Origin of the sequence: Pseudoalteromonas sp. T1lg21 (assembly GCF_002964625.1) — a bacterium.
Classification (GTDB): Bacteria; Pseudomonadota; Gammaproteobacteria; order Enterobacterales; family Alteromonadaceae; genus Pseudoalteromonas; species Pseudoalteromonas gelatinilytica.
In genome coordinates, this window is sequence record NZ_PQBX01000001.1 from 39,823 (window position 1) to 58,104 (window position 18,282).

At 41.3% G+C, this 18,282-nt stretch carries 18 protein-coding genes, 1 tRNA gene and 1 riboswitch; of the genes, 14 read left to right on the forward strand and 5 right to left on the reverse strand.

All coding sequences use genetic code 11. The annotated features are described in order from the left end of the window. The first annotated feature begins 370 nt into the window (after positions 1–370). Together yihI and C2M25_RS00165 are read left to right on the forward strand one after the other, a co-directional pair. Positions 371–973 (forward strand): Der GTPase-activating protein YihI, encoded by a 603-nt coding sequence (gene yihI, locus C2M25_RS00160; RefSeq protein ID WP_105180098.1) that lies wholly within the window; start codon positions 371–373, stop codon positions 971–973. Continuing rightward, the gene (locus tag C2M25_RS00165; RefSeq protein WP_063702822.1) at positions 970–1,485 is read left to right on the forward strand and encodes a DUF2489 domain-containing protein; all 516 of its coding nucleotides are present in this window, start codon (positions 970–972) and stop codon (positions 1,483–1,485) included. The genes yihI and C2M25_RS00165 overlap by 4 nt, the downstream gene beginning before the upstream one ends. Positions 1,486–1,546: 61 nt before the next feature. Here C2M25_RS00165 and hemN read toward each other — a convergent pair whose 3' ends face one another. After that, positions 1,547–2,920 (reverse strand): oxygen-independent coproporphyrinogen III oxidase, encoded by a 1,374-nt coding sequence (hemN, locus tag C2M25_RS00170; protein ID WP_063702820.1) that lies wholly within the window; start codon positions 2,918–2,920, stop codon positions 1,547–1,549. 273 nt (positions 2,921–3,193) lie between these two features. Here hemN and C2M25_RS00175 point away from each other — a divergent pair. The 5 genes from C2M25_RS00175 to C2M25_RS00195 all read left to right on the forward strand — a co-directional run bounded on the left by C2M25_RS00175 (position 3,194) and on the right by C2M25_RS00195 (position 7,916). Next, positions 3,194–3,270 (forward strand) — tRNA-Ile (locus C2M25_RS00175). A gap of 236 nt (positions 3,271–3,506) precedes the next feature. Further along, entirely contained in the window at positions 3,507–4,214 is a 708-nt protein-coding gene (locus tag C2M25_RS00180) for a hypothetical protein (RefSeq protein WP_105180099.1), read from the forward strand. Between the two features lie 21 nt (positions 4,215–4,235). After that, on the forward strand, positions 4,236–4,739 hold the full coding sequence (locus C2M25_RS00185) for an RNA polymerase sigma factor (protein ID WP_105180100.1): 504 nt from the start codon (positions 4,236–4,238) through the stop codon (positions 4,737–4,739). A 5-nt stretch (positions 4,740–4,744) separates the two neighbouring features. Next, complete coding sequence (locus C2M25_RS00190) at positions 4,745–5,314, forward strand: hypothetical protein (protein ID WP_158679650.1); 570 nt, start codon at positions 4,745–4,747, stop codon at positions 5,312–5,314. Between the two features lie 151 nt (positions 5,315–5,465). Further along, positions 5,466–7,916, forward strand: coding sequence for a carbohydrate-binding domain-containing protein (locus tag C2M25_RS00195; protein ID WP_105180102.1), 2,451 nt, complete (start codon positions 5,466–5,468; stop codon positions 7,914–7,916). A 550-nt stretch (positions 7,917–8,466) separates the two neighbouring features. Here the strand turns inward: C2M25_RS00195 and galE are convergent. Further along, on the reverse strand, positions 8,467–9,480 hold the full coding sequence (galE, locus tag C2M25_RS00200; protein WP_105174456.1) for a UDP-glucose 4-epimerase GalE: 1,014 nt from the start codon (positions 9,478–9,480) through the stop codon (positions 8,467–8,469). A 230-nt stretch (positions 9,481–9,710) separates the two neighbouring features. On the opposite strand from galE, the gene C2M25_RS00205 reads away from it, so the two are divergent. Continuing rightward, a complete protein-coding gene (locus C2M25_RS00205) occupies positions 9,711–10,214 on the forward strand; it encodes a DUF3016 domain-containing protein (RefSeq protein WP_105180103.1) in 504 nt (167 codons plus the stop codon). Between the two features lie 286 nt (positions 10,215–10,500). Beyond that, positions 10,501–11,016: a DUF3016 domain-containing protein gene (locus C2M25_RS00210; RefSeq protein ID WP_105180104.1), complete on the forward strand. Its 516-nt coding sequence runs from the start codon at positions 10,501–10,503 to the stop codon at positions 11,014–11,016. Between the two features lie 161 nt (positions 11,017–11,177). Here C2M25_RS00210 and C2M25_RS00215 read toward each other — a convergent pair whose 3' ends face one another. Further along, positions 11,178–11,468, reverse strand: a complete 291-nt coding sequence (locus C2M25_RS00215; protein WP_054561134.1) for a hypothetical protein — start codon at positions 11,466–11,468, stop codon at positions 11,178–11,180. A gap of 72 nt (positions 11,469–11,540) precedes the next feature. On the opposite strand from C2M25_RS00215, the gene C2M25_RS00220 reads away from it, so the two are divergent. Further along, on the forward strand, positions 11,541–11,753 hold the full coding sequence (locus C2M25_RS00220; protein WP_054554124.1) for a hypothetical protein: 213 nt from the start codon (positions 11,541–11,543) through the stop codon (positions 11,751–11,753). Positions 11,754–12,021: 268 nt separating this feature from the next. Here C2M25_RS00220 and epmB read toward each other — a convergent pair whose 3' ends face one another. Then, positions 12,022–13,035 carry an EF-P beta-lysylation protein EpmB gene (gene epmB, locus C2M25_RS00225; protein WP_105180105.1) on the reverse strand — a complete coding sequence of 338 codons (1,014 nt, stop codon included), beginning with the start codon at positions 13,033–13,035 and terminating at the stop codon, positions 12,022–12,024. 41 nt (positions 13,036–13,076) lie between these two features. Here epmB and efp point away from each other — a divergent pair, with 41 nt between their 5' ends. Further along, the gene (gene efp, locus C2M25_RS00230; protein WP_063702772.1) at positions 13,077–13,643 is read left to right on the forward strand and encodes an elongation factor P; all 567 of its coding nucleotides are present in this window, start codon (positions 13,077–13,079) and stop codon (positions 13,641–13,643) included. Between the two features lie 226 nt (positions 13,644–13,869). After that, positions 13,870–14,844 carry an elongation factor P--(R)-beta-lysine ligase gene (gene epmA / locus C2M25_RS00235; protein WP_105180106.1) on the forward strand — a complete coding sequence of 325 codons (975 nt, stop codon included), beginning with the start codon at positions 13,870–13,872 and terminating at the stop codon, positions 14,842–14,844. Positions 14,845–14,904: 60 nt separating this feature from the next. On the opposite strand, the gene C2M25_RS00240 is transcribed toward epmA, so the two are convergent. Beyond that, positions 14,905–17,004: a TonB-dependent receptor gene (locus tag C2M25_RS00240; RefSeq protein ID WP_105180107.1), complete on the reverse strand. Its 2,100-nt coding sequence runs from the start codon at positions 17,002–17,004 to the stop codon at positions 14,905–14,907. A 123-nt stretch (positions 17,005–17,127) separates the two neighbouring features. Between C2M25_RS00240 and C2M25_RS00245 the strand changes: the two genes are divergently transcribed. Next, positions 17,128–17,517: an acyl-CoA thioesterase gene (locus C2M25_RS00245; protein ID WP_054561129.1), complete on the forward strand. Its 390-nt coding sequence runs from the start codon at positions 17,128–17,130 to the stop codon at positions 17,515–17,517. Between the two features lie 166 nt (positions 17,518–17,683). Next, a complete protein-coding gene (locus C2M25_RS00250; RefSeq protein WP_325051014.1) occupies positions 17,684–18,043 on the forward strand; it encodes an META domain-containing protein in 360 nt (119 codons plus the stop codon). Positions 18,044–18,107: 64 nt separating this feature from the next. After that, a riboswitch (TPP riboswitch) is annotated at positions 18,108–18,209 on the forward strand. Positions 18,210–18,282: the final 73 nt, after the last annotated feature.

An 18,282-nucleotide genomic window follows, 5' to 3' on the forward strand; every position in this document is an offset into this window, starting at 1 on the left:
GCGTCAGGATTGACCGAGAATAATAAAAGCTCATGGAAGTTTAATAATAAAAACAAAATGGAATGCTACACGGAAGGTTAAAACAATAACAAAATGGAAAAACAATAATAATAAAAATAATAAAGACTAAAAAGTCGAAGGGAGAAGTGTCCAGATAATTGGCGCTCAGATTAGTAGGCGGTAGAGATGTTTTCTCTACCGCCTTTTTATTTGTCCTGTTACAATAGCCACCGTTTGTACTAAAAGTATGAAAAGTGCGCAGTTCGTCAAGTTGACCAACCACATCCGCACATCGAATTCTTCTGGTTATGCCAGCATTACAATGCCACACAGGCGTTGTGCACAACCTCTTAAGTGAGATGATCAAGATATGAGTAGAAAGAAAAAGTCGCGTAAAATTCCATCGAATGGTCCTGTACGTCTAAGTAAAGAAAAGCTTAGAGAGATGCGCGCGTTAAAAGAGCAGCGAGTTAAAAAGACGAAAGGTGCTAAACCTGGGTCTCGAAATGCGCCAGATGCACAAAGTGCAGAAAACACTGCTGCGAACAATCAACCGAAAGATAAGCGTGTTGGTAGTAAAAAGCCGATTTCTTTAGTTGCGCCTAAGGCTGAGCCAAAAGTTGAAATGAAACGCAACTTAAAGCCAATGGTTGAGCTGAAGAAAGTAACTGAGCCTGAGTTAACGCCAGAGCAAGAGCTAGAAGCGCTAGAAAATGACGAGCGTCTTCTGAAACTGGTAGAACGTCATGAGCGTGGCGAGTTACTAACAGGTAAAGACGCTAAGTACTTTAATAGTCGTATTGCTCGTCACCAAGCTCTATGTGAGCTATTAGGTATCGAAGATGATGAAGACGAGTACGAAGATGACTTTGAAGATGATTTTTACGATGAAGGTGAATCAGACTTCGATAAGTACTTATCTGACGATTTAGCGAACGAATGGTTTGATGACGAAGATGAGGATGAGCGATGAGCACAACCTTGATTATTGCCATCGTAATTGGTGCGGCAATTATCGCAGGGCTTGCGTTTTATGCAGGACAACTTCTGTATAAACTAAAAGAGCAAAATAAGCTTATCGCCAAGAAGCAAGCTGAGCATGAGCAAAAGCTTGCGGCATCAAGAACAAAGCGTAATGCAAAGTTAGCCGATAGCATTCATTTAATTGCCCGTGCAATGAATGAAGAGCAATGTGAGTTCTCAGAAGGCAGCTTGCGCATTTGGGTGCTGATCTCTCAATACAGCTTTGCAGAAGAGTTTGAGTTAAGTGAGCGCTACCCAGGCATATTTAAAATGTACGAAGTAGTTAAAGACATGCCAACCCATGATGCCCGTAAGAAATACTCTAAAAAAGAGATTTTTAAAATGGACACCACTCGCTGGCGTGCTGAAGAGCAACTTAGCGATGAGATAAAAGCAGATTGCGTACGTATCATTGAAGAGTTTAAAGCAGCCCCAGGCAGCGAAAACGTCGTATTCAATTAAACATACGTGCAGTGATTTAAGCAAAATAAAAAGCAGAGCCTAGGCTCTGCTTTTTGTTGGGTTAGATAACTCGTGAGAAACGAGTTTGCTTGATTTGTTGTTGTAGGTGCGCATCAAAGCACATACAAATAATACGAATAAATAAATTACCACGGGCTGTTACTGTGATTTTTTCTTGGCTCACAGACACCAAGCCATCAGCCAGTAGCGGGTCAAGTGCTTGTAGTGCCTCGCAGAAGTAGCTGGCAAAGTTGATATTAAACTGCTTTTCGATTGCAGGAATATCCAGCTCAAACTGGCAGATCAATTGTTTGATCACTGCGGCACGTAACGTATCGTCATCAGTTAAAGCAACACCTTTACAGACTGCACTGCCAAAGCCTTCTTGCACGGCTTTGTAATAGTGTTTTAACTCTTTTTCGTTTTGTAAAATGGCATTGCCAATTTGTGAAATCGACGACACACCCAAACCTAATAAGTCACATTGGCCATGCGTTGTATAACCTTGGAAATTACGATGTAATTGACCCGCGTTTTGTGCAATTGCCAGTTCATTGTCTTTACGGGCAAAGTGGTCCATACCGATAAACTGATAACCCGCCGCTAACATCTGCTCAAGGGTATTTTTGAACATAGTGAGCTTATCGCCCGCAGATGGTAAGTCAGCGTCTTTAATTTTACGCTGTGCTGCGAATCTATCTGGTAAGTGGGCATAGTTAAATACCGACACGCGATCAGGGTTTAACTCTATCAGCTGTGCAATCGTCTCTTTAAAGCTCTCTGGTGTTTGCAGTGGCAAACCGTAAATCATATCGGCATTAATAGACTTAAAGCCAAGTTCACGAGCCTCACTAATCAAGCCTTTTACAGATTGCACACTTTGCGGGCGATTAACCGCCAGTTGCACAGCATCATTGAAATCTTGAATACCAAACGAAACACGATTGAAGCCAAGCTTACGTAAATGAACTAGCATGCCATCAGCTAAAGAGCGAGGGTCAATCTCAATACCGCGCTCGGCATCATCAGCAAAATTAAAATGCTGTTCAACCAATGCCATTAAGCGACTCATTTGCTCTGCCGATAAGAACGTTGGCGTACCACCCCCTAAATGCAATTGCTCAACCTTATAATCGGCAAAAAGTGTTGCTTGCTCAGCAATTTCAAGCGCTAAATTATCTAGGTATAAATCGGCTTTAGATTGATGACGAGTGATTACTTTATTACAACCACAGTAATAACAAAGCTGACTGCAAAAAGGGATATGGATATACAAGGATAAAGAACGGCTTTTCGATGCCGCAATCGCGTTAATCATATCTTGTTGGTTATAACCATCAGCTAAAGACAATGCTGTTGGGTAAGATGTATATCGAGGCCCAGAAATATTGTACTTGTTGATCAGAGATTGATCCCAGCTAGGTAAATTTATCACAGTCAGCGCTCCGCAATTGATTGAGCGGCTATTTTAACGAGTTTAGTGATTTAGCTATTTGATCTAGAACAATGTCGGAGGCTAGAAACTAATCGGCATGCTTTAAGGTCGTTGTAAAAACAAAGAGTTTACTATTTGAGCAGTTGATTTAGTGATTGTTAAAATAAAGGGTTTTGCTAGTGACAAGGTTACAAAAACTTCTTATACTGCATCCCGCTTTAGTCAGTTAAACCTGCTAAACGCATCAAAAAATTTAGCTTTCGCTAATACAATGGCCCCTTAGCTCAGTTGGTTAGAGCACACGACTCATAATCGTTAGGTCCCCAGTTCAAGTCTGGGAGGGGCCACCATTTTCTTACTGTAAAAATCCAAAATTAAAGCTTACAGCTGTTTTTATAGCTGCGTTCCACCTCTTTTTAATCCTTAAAATTCAATGAAATAAAATTATTTTAAATTTTTTAAAAATATTTTGTCAGGTTATCTGTGTTTGTCTCGTCTATAGCTGCAAATGACACGAAGTTGTTCTATTCGGTGGTAGTAATAGGCAGTGTCTTGTGTATCTATTTTTTACGAAAAGGACAAACTCATGACGACCACAACATCAACTGTGAATACGCTAAAACTTGATTCAACGAATGCACCATTTAGTGATGCGGCTCTTTGGTTAAAAGAAGGATGGGGGTTATTTAAAAAAGCACCGTTTAAACTTTTTTTACTTATGACGCTGTTCGCTATTGTGCCTGGTTTAGTGCAGCTATTACCTGCACCTACAGGTTTAACAGTATCAAAATGGTTAGCGCCTATGTTAATGGCAACGGTGTGGCCATTGTTGTTTAACCTGAATAATCAGCAAGGTTTTTCATTTAAGCACAATGCAACATGGACGAAGTGGGGGAGAGTTGCCGTGTGGTCAGTTGTTGGTATTTTACTGGCGCTGTTGCAATTTGCTGTTGGGAGTACTTTGATTGGTAGTGAGCAGTTATCGGCTTTATTGTCAGGTCAGTTTGTTGATGTTGAGCGCTGGCGCGTAGGGGTCATGTTTGTATCAATTGTTCCTGTAAATATGTTGCTTATGTTTGTGGTACCTCTGTTACTTTTAAACAATGCTTCGCTTAGTGCAGCTGTTAAAGAAAGCATTGCAACGGCACTAAAGGTGATTAAACCATTAAGCATGCTTTGTTTGATTAATATGCTCGTTACCTTTGCTGCCCCTTATAGTCTTTTACCTATGTTGTTGGTAGGGCCGGTATTAGCATGTACCTACTTTTGTTCCTATAATCGTTTGTTCAAATAATAATAAAAACATGGAAGTACAGTGAAAGCTGATGTTCAAATAAACACATTGCTGAATGAATACGCGCCGCTGTTGGCGCGTGTTGCTGCAACCTACGAGATTAATCAAGCGCTACAAGATGAGCTAATTCAAGAGATGTCATTGGCTGTTTGGCGCGCTTTTGAAAGTAATGACTCATCACCCGATGTTGCCTTTCGGGGCGATGCCAGCATAAAAACCTATATTGCCCGAATAGCTCATAATAAAGCGGTTGATCATGTGATAAAAGAGCAAAACCGCAAAGAGGTGGCAAGTTCTGGAAGTATTGATTACACCCAAGCTTTAAGTGCGCATAAATCACCAGACGACAGTTTAGATTTAATGGCTGCCCTTCGTAAATTAACGCTGAAATACCGACAGGTGCTTGCCTTACAGCTTGAAGGGTTTAATCAAAGTGAGATAGCTCAAACGCTGGGGCTGTCTGAAGATGCGGTTGCTAAACGTGCAAGTAGAGCAAGGCAACAACTTGCAAGCCTAGTGGAGTGAATAAAGTGGATAAATTCGAAGCAGATGATCAATTAGCTAAGTGGCAGCAGGCATTCGTTCAGGCAACGCCGAAAGTGGATAGTGCAGCGTTAATAGCACAAACGCAAAAGTCGCGAGCTAAGTTAAAACTAAAAGGGTTAATCGACTCATTTTTAGGTGTTGTGGTAACCGTATTTTGTATTTACGCCATGTTGTTTGAGGCAAAAAACACCTATGAAACCATTATGTTTGCACTATTAGTGCCTATTCCTTTAGGCTTTGGGATTTGGTCATACCATTTAAGACGAAAGCTTTGGCGAGCAGAAACACTAGACGTTAATGCAATGCTTAATTTTAAAGAAAACCAGCTGAAGCACCAAGTTCATTACTGGCATGTGAGTTTTATTGGCTGCGTTGCTCTTTGGTGCGCTTTGCTAATCGTTGCCTTGTTTAATATGGTTATGTTTAAAACATACAGCCTATGGCTTATCCAGCTTGGTATTAATGGCATTATCGTGCTGGCTGTTTATGTACGCTATAAAAAACTAAAAGCACAGATAGCTGTAGCGCTTGAGAGCATTCAAGCGATGCGCTGATGAGCGGCGTTGCTACTTGAGGTGGCCAAATTGTGTTTATAGTGTGGAAGTATTGTGCTTATACAATAAAGATGCCTCCTAGCCTATAGTAGAGCGCTGTGTAACTGGCTAAAAATACACCTATGTCAATACTGAGATATAGGGAGTATTTATGGCACATGTTGTGAAATGTTTGCTTTTATCGAGCATTATGCTGAGCTTAGTTGCCTGCGGTGACAGTGGCTCAGACAATCAAGAAACGGTGAATTCGGCGCCTATTGCGATTGCAGGGGTCGATCAAAGTGTCGAAGCGGGCACTGTGGTTACGTTAGATGGCTCATCAAGTAGTGATGAAGATGGTGACACGTTAACCTATCAATGGTCTTTTGTTAGCGTACCTTCGGACAGCTCCGCCAGTCTTACAAATGCAACCAGCGTATCTGCTACTTTTACTACAGATGTAGCGGGGAGCTACCAAGTACAGCTTGTTGTAAGCGATGGTGAAGACACAAGTAGTGCAGATACGGTTACTATCACGGCAAGTACCACTAGCGTTGAAAATACAGCACCTGAAGCCGATGCTGGTACAGATCAAACTGTTGAAACAGGCACGCTCGTCACCTTAAATGGCGCGTCGAGTAGTGATGACGATGATGACACATTAACTTATCAATGGTCTTTTGTAAGTATGCCATCAGGCAGCGAAGCAACCCTCTCAAATGCAACGAGTGTCTCTGCTACTTTTACTGCAGATAGCGATGGCGACTATGAAATACAGTTAATAGTGAATGATGGAGCAGAGTCGAGCAGTGCAGATACGGTGACAATTACAGCCTCATCGACAGCTGCAACTAATACCGCACCCATAGCGGAAGCGGGCGACAGTCAAAGCGTTGAAACTGGAGCTGAGGTGACCTTAGATGGTTCATCAAGTAGCGATGAAGACGGCGATACACTTACTTATCAATGGTCATTGTTATCAACTCCGACAGACAGTGAAGCCGAATTAACGAATGCAACAACGGTATCCCCCTCATTCACAACTGATTTAGACGGTGTTTATACCATTCAATTAATCGTTAATGATGGCTCTCAAAATAGTACTGCTGATACGGTAGCTATTACAGCGACCACGAGTACATCATCTGCAGATACCATTACTATTTTAGACTACAACCCGTCAGGAGCAGCAGAAGGAGATACTGACAACACAGGTGAAGATGAAGACGACCTCGTTGAAAATGCTAGCTTTGATGGCACTGTTATTATTAGTTATATCGATACCAGCGTGTCGGTAACAAATCCGTTTGAAGACAATGGTGTTGAGATTAGCGTTGATGGTGCTGATGTGACTGTTGTGGCAACCATCTCGGGAGTTGCGTATGACGTCGAGGGCTCGAGCACTGAGGGGTCATTAAAGATCTACAGTGATAATAAATTTAAACTGGGTTTATCAGATCTTGAGCTTGTAAATAGTGATGGCCCTGCCATTAATATTCAGTCTAAAAAAACGGTGTTCGTCATTTTAGAAGGTGAGAGCTCTCTTATCGACGGTACAACGTATTCCGATATTCCTGACGATGAAGACGCTAAAGCGACCTTTTTTAGTGAAGGGCAACTCATTTTTAGTGGCTCAGGTGAGTTAACCGTGACGGCTAATTACAAGCACGGGATTGTCAGTGATGATTATATCCGTGTACGTGATGGCACTATTATTGTGACTGACGCAGTAAAAGATGCCATTCATACCAATGATTATTTTATTGCTGATGGCGGTAGTTTTACGCTTGCAGCACAAAGCGACGGTATTGATGCATCTGAGGGCTACATTATTATCAATGATGGAGTCTTTAATATTGACGTGCTAGATGATGGTATTGCTGCATCTTATGATATTAGCGAAGAAGACGAGCCGGATGAGTCAATCACTCCTAATGTAACGATTAATGGCGGCACTTTTACGATAACAACCTCAGAAGGAGAAGGAATTGAAGCGAAAAGTGAAATAACCATTAACGATGGGCAATTTGAGATCAACGCGTATGACGATGCTATAAATGCAGGCGATATGATTTATATTAATGGCGGTCAGATCTACGCGTATAGCAGTTCAAATGACTCGGTTGACTCAAATGGCGAAATTACTATCACCGGCGGTGTTCTGATAGCGATTGGTAGCAGTGCACCAGAAGCAGGGATCGATGCAGATAGCAACACGATTAAGTTCACAGGGGGCACAATTCTTGGGCTCGGTGGAACCACAAGTTTACCAAGCTCAACCGAAAGCACACAAAATAGCATCGTGCTCGATGGGGTTGCCAAAGACAGTATTTTACATATTCACTCAGAATCACAAGACGAAGCGCTTACTTTTTTAGTGCCTAAACAAGTTGCGACCATACTCTATTCAAGTGCCAAATTGAGCTTGTCTGAAAGCTACGATATTTATGTTGGCGGCAGTGTGAGTGACGGTGAAAGCTTTAATGGTTTGTATACTTCAGGAGAGTTCTCATTAGACGGAGCTAGTTTGTCAGAGTCATTTACTCTTACTGATGTTGTTACTCAGTTAGGAGGGCAAACTGGCCCAGGTGGTGGCGGTGGTCGAGGTGGCCCAGGTGGTTAGTGATTTATAATTAAGCCTGCATTTAGTGCAGGCTTAATTTTTACTGGCATGAAATATTAATCCGCCATACCTTGGCTAAGCGCTTTTATAAAAGGAATCGCTATAATACCAACCCGCAATAATACTTAATCATTTTGAGGGATTAAACCTGTCGCTAACTGCGTTAAAAATTTCTCATTTACGACTGCATGGATGCAGAAGGTAGAGCAATGCAGGAGCAATTGCCGAGCACAACTAAATAACGAAGTTTTTGTCTTGTTATCAATGAGGTTTTATTGTCTCAAAATAGACTACTTAATTAAGCGGATTGGTATAACTTGACGAGCTGTTCCTAAAACTTATATAACTTACTATTCAAATAATAATAAAGGATATAGAGATGGAAGTTTTATACAGTATTTTGTTTTGGGGATCGCCTGTCGGCTTAGGGTTGTTCTTTTTCTTATCGTGCACGGGGGCAGGGATACTTTTCTGGGGTATTGCGCAGCTTAAGAAAGCTTCATTAAATTAAAAAGCCGATGTGTGAACATCGGCCTTAAAATGATTTTGACTATTTGTAACCGTTCGGGTTATTGCTTTGCCAGCGCCATGTATCTTGCATCATCTCATCGATACCACGCTCTGCTTGCCAGCCAAGCTCGTTCAACGCTTTTTCTGGAGCTGCGTAGCAGGCTGCAATATCGCCCGCTCGACGCGGCGAAATTTGGTATGGTACAGCTTGACCGCTGGCTTTCTCAAAAGCGGTAACCATTTGTAGTACTGAGTAACCATTACCTGTGCCAAGGTTAAATACGTGCGCACCTGTATCACTTGCAATTCGGTTCAGTGCTTTTAAGTGACCTAATGCTAAATCGACGACATGGATATAGTCACGAACACCTGTACCATCTACAGTATCGTAGTCATCCCCAAATACACCTAGCTTTTCTAGCTTACCCACAGCGACTTGCGAAATATAAGGTAATAAGTTGTTAGGAATACCGTTAGGGTCTTCACCGATAAGGCCAGATTCATGAGCGCCGACAGGGTTAAAGTAACGTAAGATAACAAAGGCAAAGCGTTCATCTGATTTTGCGATATCTTGCAGCATCATTTCAACCATAAGCTTTGATGTGCCATACGGGTTAGTTGTACCGCCAACTGGGAAATCTTCGCGAATTGGCAGGCTTGCAGGGTCACCGTATACGGTTGCTGACGAGCTAAATACTAACTTAAACACGCCAGCATCACGCATAGCATCAACCAGAGTCAATGTACCTTGTACGTTGTTTTGATAATACTCGATAGGTTTTACAACCGATTCACCAACCGCTTTTAAACCTGCGAAGTGAATAACACTATCAATTGTGTGTTCACTGAAGATTTTGTCTAAGCAGGCTCTATCTAAAATATCACCCTGATAAAATGTGACGTCTTTACCCGTGATTTGTTTTACGCGAGCCAATGACTCATTTGATGAATTGCTTAAGTTATCGAGTACAACAACGTCAGTACCTTGTTGTAATAACTCTAATACGGTGTGAGAACCGATGTATCCGGCTCCGCCGGTGACTAAAATGGTCATATAATATCCATGAACTATACCTGGTTGAATTAGCCTTATTTCATCACATTTCGGCCTAAATTACATGAATAAATTGTGACTTATAGCGATAAAGCAAAAATATGAATCGCTTGTTTTTGATTACATTTTGCACCATATTGGTTACACCTAAGTGTTTAGATATTAAGCTATAGTTAATTGTCAGCAGCTAAAATTTAATCATTAGCTATACCTGTTAAGTGGAGAAACAGATGAATACAGTAAAAAAAATTGCCTTAGCAATGATCATTGCACTACCTGCTTTTGCTCACGCAGGAGAGGCAAAAGTTAAATGGCATGACTTTAACGATTACCGCGATGTTGAACCAGGTAACAACTCACCGAAAGGTTCATTTCATAAAAATGTGGCGAAGAATTTTGAAAAACACTTTAACAAGCTTGCTGAAAAGTTACCTGAAGGCTACACCTTTAACGTTGAAGTGACTGAGCTCGACCTAGCGGGTGATGTGCGTTTTGGTACGATGAATGAATTGCGCATCATCAAACCAATTTATTTCCCGCGTATCGACCTAAATTATTCGATTACCGATAAAGAAGGTAAAGTGATAAGCGAAGCTAATGATGTAAAGCTTAAAGACATGGGCTTCATGGATCGTATGAAAATGGGTCGAGATGAAGCCTATTACTACGACAAGCGTTTAATCACTGATTGGTTTGAAGATGAGTTATTGCCGTCGTTAAACCTTGATGAATAAACTTAGTAACTATGTGGCTGTAGTCGTAAGTAAATAGTACAACTAAACACATATTTAGCTGCTACAACATATAAATTTTCTCTGATTTGGAATCCTAGTATATAAGTTTTCTTTTAGTTTATTCGTTTAACGTTCAATACCTAAGACAAAAGGAACTCTTAGTCTTGAAACTGGTTACATTTTATACCATATTGTTATTCTATTACATGATTTTTATTTAGTGATCAAACGTTACATTTTATAAATATTGATTATGTAATAGTTTGATATCTAATGGAGAAATGGAATGATTAAAATCAATAAAGTGTTACTTGTAACTGGTTTACTTTTACCTGCTTTTGCCTATTCTGGAGAAGCTGAAGTAAAATGGCATAATTTTGATGAATACAGTGATGTGCGTCCAGGGAGTAACTGGAAAAAAGAAAATTACTACAACAGCGTTAAGCGTAACCACGAAAAAACGTTTAGAAAATTAGCAAGTAAATTACCTGATGGTTATGTTTTTTCTGTTGAGGTAACAGATTTAGATTTAGCTGGTGAAGTACTTTTAGGTAATGGTAATGGCAATAGTACCGAACCTCGCGTAATGACATCGACATACTCACCTAAAATTACCTTAAATTACACAGTTAAGAGTAATGATGGAAAAATTGTTAGCCAAGATAGCAATTTGAAACTTAAAGATATGAGCTATCTAGATGGTATCGTAATGCGTTACAAAGATTCATACTATTACGATAATAAGCTGATAGCCGAGTGGTTTGAGGATAAACTGCTTCCGTCAATTGACTCAGCTGAATAAATACGCTTCTATGGCAGCAACTTTATATCGAGTGTTTTTGCTTTTGTTTGCGTAATTAACAATATATAAAAGCGCTGCCAAATTAACTATATGAGTTTTAACGATGAATATACTCATTGCTAAACTTATGACTAAAGAGCCACTTTCACTTTCCCGTTAGTTTACTTAAACGTCGCTAACAGTTGTAGTAACTGCTGCAGTTTAATAACGGTTTTTTTCAGTTTTTCTTCGTCCATACCGTCGTTGCTTAAGCTTTCTACATCAGCAGCAACATCAAGAACGTAAGGTTTAAAGCGTTTTGCTTCAAAATCAAAGCCAGCATCTTTTGCAAATAAGGCTGTGAATTTGCCATGGCCTTGCTGCTGTAAATCATCTAATTTTTTATCAGCATCAAGTGCCTGACGATAAACGATTTTTAGGTTAGCATTGAGTTGTTCAATAATTGAATCCATTTTTTTCCTAAAGCTTTAGACTGCAATGCCGATATAGTACGTGGATTGTCATAAAAAGTCAGGTAATGAACTATGAATATATCAGGATCAAGCTTACCAGCGATGAGTGGCGGTGGCGAAAGCGCAGAAGTTTACAGCGCATCGCTTGCTAAAAAACAGCAAAAGGCTGATGGTGCTGCGGCACTTGCACTTATCGAAGGCGCAGCAATGAATACCAGTGCTGCACAAACACCTGCTAAGTCGGTAACTGCGACACTAGGTAACAACGTAAACGTATACGTTTAGTTGTTAAACTAGATAGGGCGTGTTGACCCTTTATGATTAATTTTGCAGCAGTGTGTTTGGTATTTAGGCAAGGCAGAGCCTATGTAGTGTGGTTGTTCCACATAAATAGGCGATAACGCAGCATCAATGCCAAACACGCGCTGCCCTTCGGGTTCTTCCTAGGGGCGATTAACTCTTTGTTGCTCGGTTTTTACTTAGCCCACTAGGTTACAAATCTCGCGCCGCGATTAAATCGCCCCTAGAGTGAACAAATTTCAATCAACAAAGGTCAACACGCCCTTAGATCGATAGGCGTTTTACTTTTTTCGCCGCCGATCTCGCGCACCAGCTTAGGAACTAAGAACCCCGGCAATGCTGCCAGCATAGCCGTTACGATTTCCCGTGCCTGACTCTCAGCTATGTCAAAATGGCTAGCACCCTCAACTTTATCGAGTAGATGTAAGTAGTAAGGAAGTATATCTGCCTCAAACAGAGCCTCACTAAGTGCAACTTGCGACTCGACAGAATCATTCACATCTTTTAGTAACACCGCCTGATTTAATAACGTAACCCCTGCAGCTTTTAACTTTTGCATGGCCATTTTAAAGTCATCATCAATTTCGTTAGCGTGATTGATATGGTTTATAAACACCACTTTTAACGGTGATGCAGCAAAGCGTGTACATAGCTCATCGGTAATTCTTGCAGGGATCACCACAGGTAAGCGGCTGTGAATACGCATGCGTTTAATTTGCGGAAGTTGCTCTAACTCATCCATAAACCAACTAACAGCATCGTCTTTGGCCATCAATGGATCGCCACCACTTAAAATGACTTCGTTGATGTTGCTGTCTGCTTTTATGTAAGCCAGTGCGTCAATCAAGCTGCGTTTGTTTAATTGGTTTTCTTGATAAGGAAAATGGCGTCTAAAACAATAACGGCAATTTACAGCACAGCCGGTTTTAAACATCACTAAAACCCGAGAGCGATACTTGTGTAACAAACCAGGTTGGTTGTTATCTTGCTCTTTTAGAGGATCTTTGTCGTAACCTGTTTTTGCTAAAAACTCTTGGTGTCTTGGCATCACTTGCAGCAAAAGAGGGTCGTTTATGTCGCCATAACGCATTTTTTTGATAAAAGGCAGTGGCACGCGGACAGGAAAAAGACTGCGTGCTTTTAGGTCTTTTTCGTCTACTTTGCTTGATAATCCTAGCATTTCTAGCAAGCGTTCAGGACAAGTGACAACATTTGCCAATTCTTTTTGCCAGTTTTTATGCAAATTTACTTCATTTCTTTGTATCATTGACACGTAGATTACTCGAAATTATTTAGACAGAGGAAACGATGGCGAATTATAGCACCAATGAGTTCAAGGGCGGCCTAAAAATTATGTTAGACGGCGAACCTTGCAGCATCTTAGAAAATGAAATGGTAAAACCTGGTAAAGGCCAAGCGTTTAACCGTGTTCGTATTCGTAAACTAATTTCAGGCAAAGTTCTTGAGAAAACGTTTAAATCAGGCGATAGCGTTGAAGGTGCAGACGTAATGGATACAGATTTAGCGTATCTTTACACTGACGGTGAGTTCTGGCATTTCATGAACAACGAAACATTTGAGCAAATCGCTGCTGACGAAAAAGCACTTGGCGACAATGCAAAATGGTTAGTTGAAAATGACGTATGTACAATCACACTTTGGAACGGTAACCCAATCGCAGTTACTCCACCAAACTTCGTTGAACTAGAAATCACTGAAACAGATCCAGGTCTAAAAGGTGATACAGCGGGTACGGGTGGTAAACCAGCAACATTAAGCACTGGTGCTGTTGTTCGTGTTCCTCTGTTCGTACAAATCGGCGAAGTGATCAAAGTTGATACACGTAGCGGTGAATACGTGAGCCGCGTTAAGTAATAGGCTAAATAATACCAATTCGCAATAATACTTAATCATTTTGAGGGATTAAACCTGTCGCTAGCTGCGTTAAAAACTTCTGATTTAGAACAACTAAATAACGAAATTTTTGCCTTGCTATCAACAAGGTTTTATTGCCTCAAAATAGACCACTTAATTAAGCGAGTTGGTATGAAATTATTATAAAATCCCAGCTTCTGCTGGGATTTTTTTTGGGAAACACTTTATGTCTAATGTCCTTTGGCAACCAAGCGCCGATATTGAAACTTTACGAGAGCGTGCCGCCATCATTCGTCGTATTCGCGAGTTCTTTTATGCACGGGATGTAATGGAGGTTGAAACGCCGAGTCTTAGTGCTGCCAGTGTAACCGATGTGCATTTAGCGACTTTTAGTACCGAGTTTGTTGGCCCAGGTCATGCTGGTGGCTTGCCACTGTATTTGCAAACGTCACCTGAGTTTGCCATGAAGCGTTTACTTGCTGCGGGCTCTGGGGCTATTTTCCAGCTGTGCAAAGCCTTTCGTAATGAAGAAGCGGGTAGTCATCATAATCCTGAATTTACAATGCTTGAGTGGTACCGCCCAGGTTTTGATGAGTTTGCGCTTATGGATGAAATGGATGAGCTTATGCAATTAGTGCTTGGCGTAGATAGCGCAGAGCGACTAACTTATCAGCAAGCCTTCATTAACGCTTTAGGTGTTGATCCTTTAACTGCTGATATCAGCACATTACAACAGCTAGCAGCGGAGCAGGGCTTTGCCGATATTGCCGCGAATGAAACGCACCGCGATACCTTGTTGCAGCTATTATTTTGTATGAAGGTTGAACCAACGATTGGCCAAGAAAAGCCTTGTTTTGTTTATCATTTTCCTGCATCGCAAGCCGCTCTTGCCCAAATTTGCCAACATGATGAGCGAGTAGCAGGACGCTTTGAGTTATATTTTAAAAATATGGAACTGGCAAACGGCTTTAATGAACTGACCAATGGTAAAGAGCAAGTAGCTCGTTTTAGTGAAGATAATCAATATCGTGAAGCGAATGGATTAAAGCAAGTGCCAATGGATGAGCGCTTAATAGCTGCACTAGAACATGGTTTACCACAATGTGCGGGTGTCGCACTGGGTATTGATCGACTCATTATGCTGGCAACGAATAAGCAAAAGATTAAAGACGTACTTGCCTTTGATGTTGAAAGGGCTTAACTGATTTGCCTCTAGGCTCTAGGTGTTTGAGTGCTAGGTGAAAACCTAGCACTCAATTGCTTATAGCTCGTAAATAAATGTCACACCGGCAACCATAGGTTCGCCAAGTTGTGTGTACGTATGAGTGGTGTAACCGTCTAATGGGTCGTTACCAAACTCAAAACCACGAGTTGGTACGTCTTCGTCAAATAAGTTACGTGCCCATGCATTAATGCTCCAATTATCACTTTCATAACCAAACGAAGCATTCACTAAGTTGCTGCTAGGTGCTTTTGAGTTATGGCTATCAGAGAAGTAGTAATCGTCTTTGCCTTCTATACCAATTGATGCGTAAAGTGCTGGCGTAAAGTTATAACGCGCAGTGAATGCGTATTGGTATTTAGGTGCTTGTGCTTGATCTCGACCATCTTGATCTAGGCCTGATTGCGCAACAAAGTCATTGATTTCTGTATTTAGGTAACCTGCACTACCTGTTAGTAGCAAATTGTCAGTAGCTTGGAAGCTGCCTTCAATTTCTAAACCATAGTTTTCGCCAGAGCTGGCGTTATCGATATAGCCTGTGAATTTTTGGCCTTCAACTTGCCACGATTTTAGCTGCATATCTTCGCGGTACATGTAGAAAGCGGCAAGACGTAACACAAACTTATCATCCAAAGAGCTGCCTTTTACACCAAACTCACCGCTCCAAAGGTATTCAGGGGCAAATGATGTGTGATTAGCGAAGAAATCAGCATCTAGATTTAAGCCCTCATCTTTAGCTTTTGCTAAAGCTTCAGAGTTAATACCGCCAGCCTTATAGCCACGAGTAATGCTGGTGTAGATCATAGTGCGATCAATCACTTGGTATTCAAGTGCAAGCTTACCGCCCACCATGACATCATCCGTTTCTTCAATAAAACCGTTATTGTCGATGTAGTCGCCTTGATACTGCTCAACACGCAAACCCGTTATTAAGGTTGTTTTTGGACCAATAGCTGTTGCTAGTTGGCCATACGCTGCAATATTGCTGGTTTCATAATTTGAGGTAAATGGCTGTGCAAGCCAAGTGTATTGGCGCTCTAAATCAACTTCGCGGCCTTGATAGTAAATGCCAGCGACCCACTCACCTGATTTACCGCTAAATTGCAGCTCTGCAGCCTGATCTTGACGATCGCGAAAGTAAGCATCTGTTGAGCTATAGCCCCAATCATGTAAGCCAGCGGCACATAATTCAGGTTGGGCTTCATCATTACACACCCAGTCCTCGTCGTAGCTGTATAACAGCTCGCTGTCGATACCAGAAAGGTTTAGGCTGACATCAAATAAGTCAAAACCGGTATAAATATTTGCTAGGCCAACCGCAATGCTTTCTTGGTTGTCTTGACCTGGTTCATCAGCAACACTGTAGCGGCTGTTATCTAGTGTGAATGCGTCATAGCCGTTATTTATATCGATGTAATGTACATTCAGTTCAGTACGCAGATGATCGGTCAATTGGCTGTGTAACTTAAAGCGAGAAACAAGCTCATCTTGTTGTTGGGTATCTTCACCTAAATAACGGTTTTCAACATAGCCATCCGATTCACGTTGATAAATGCTGGCGCGTACTGCTGTGTCGTCAGTAATACCCGTACCTGCGGCTATACCTGCTTCATAGCTGTTGTAGTTGCCAGCACCTAATTGTATTTTCACACTTGGGTCAAGAGTGGGTGTTGCAGATTCCATTTGAATCATGCCAGCTAAGGCATCAGCACCAAAGCGAGTCCCTTGTGGGCCGCGATAAATTTCAACTTGGTCGATATCAAATAACAGTGAACTGCCGCCTAAACCAGAGTAGTTAATACCGTCGATCACTAAGCCAACCGAAGGATTAATAGGGTCAACAAACTGTGAGCGTAAACCAACACCACGAATTTGCACGAAACGACCACGAGATGCACCAGAGGTAAAGTTTACATTCGCTGCACTAGCAAGCATCTCATCTAAAAACTTTGCACCACGTTGATTGATTTCATGATCTGAAAACAAGCTTGCGCTGGCACTAAGGGTTTGAATGCTTTCTCTTTTGAAATCACCGGTAACTTCAATCGTTTCCAGCTCGCCGTCTTCAGCGTAAGCAATCGAAGATGCTGCGAATAAAGGCAGGATGGCAGCAGATAATAATGATAAACGTCGTTTCATGCGGATTCTTAACTCCATTTTCGGGACTGCTATTCTAGCAACCTAGCTAGCCAAATGGCTATAAAATCAATTTTTATGGTATAAACGCAGGCAATTATACGTAAATTGATTAGGAATACGACTATGACCTTTAAAGTAGACTTTAAAGTGCGTGATTATGAGTGTGATTTACAAGGCATTGTTAATAACAGTGTTTATTTTAATTACCTAGAGCATGCTCGCCATGAGTTTTTACATGCTCAAGGTATCGACTTTGCAAAGCTAGCAAGAGAAAAAGTAAACCTGGTCGTGCTGCGAAGCGAAATGGATTACAAGGCATCACTAGTGCCGGGCGATGAGTTTTACGTTGCAGTTGAGCCTGAGCGTATCAGCCGTTTAAAGTTTGCTTTTAGGCAAACGGTGTATCGTAAACATGACGATAAAGTGATGCTGCAAGCTTTGGTGATTGGCACGTCGGTAAATGAAAAAGGTCGTCCTTTTTTACCAGAAGAAGTCGATAACTTATTCAAATAGTCTGCGTTGTTATTTAAAAAGCTAACTTAGAACAATTTTTTACAGATAAAACATGTTTTTTTAACGATCAATTGCGTTAAATGTTGTTATTATTACTACATTGAAATTTGAATCGTAAAAAAATATGAAGTTAGTAGCCTTGCCCCTCCTTTTAGTATTATTTTGCATGGGCTGCTCATCGACAGGGACAGTCACTAGTGAGCAATTAAAATATACACAGTGGCAATTATCAAAAGTGAATGGTTTAGCCATTCCTGTATCCCAAACAGCCTCGCTGCGTTTTATCGAAGCGATGCAGGTTAACGGCTTTGCTGGCTGTAATAAATTTTTTGGTGAAGGTGCGCTCAGCGAAGATACGCTAACAGTAAATAAGTTAGGTATGACGCGTAAATCTTGTGGTGAGCAAGTTGATGCGCTTGAGCAGCAATTACTGTCAACGCTAAAAGAAGGTGCGGCCATTACTTTAACTGCTGAGCAACTGACCTTGCAAGGTCAGCACCACTTTACCTTCATTGCAAAAAACTAAAGTAGCTGAGCTTGCAGCAAATTTTTAACTGACGTACACTCAGGGCGTTTTAAAAGAAACGAATTTATACTTGTCGGAGTGCCTTTAATAAGGCTGAGATCGCGAAAGCGGGATCCGTGAACCTGATCAGGCTAACACCTGCGTAGGGAACAAGCTGCCTCACTGGGCGCTTGTGCGCCAAATTTTTGGGGCATAAGCGGTACAGGCTGCACTAGTAAGCACTTAGCTTATTGACGATC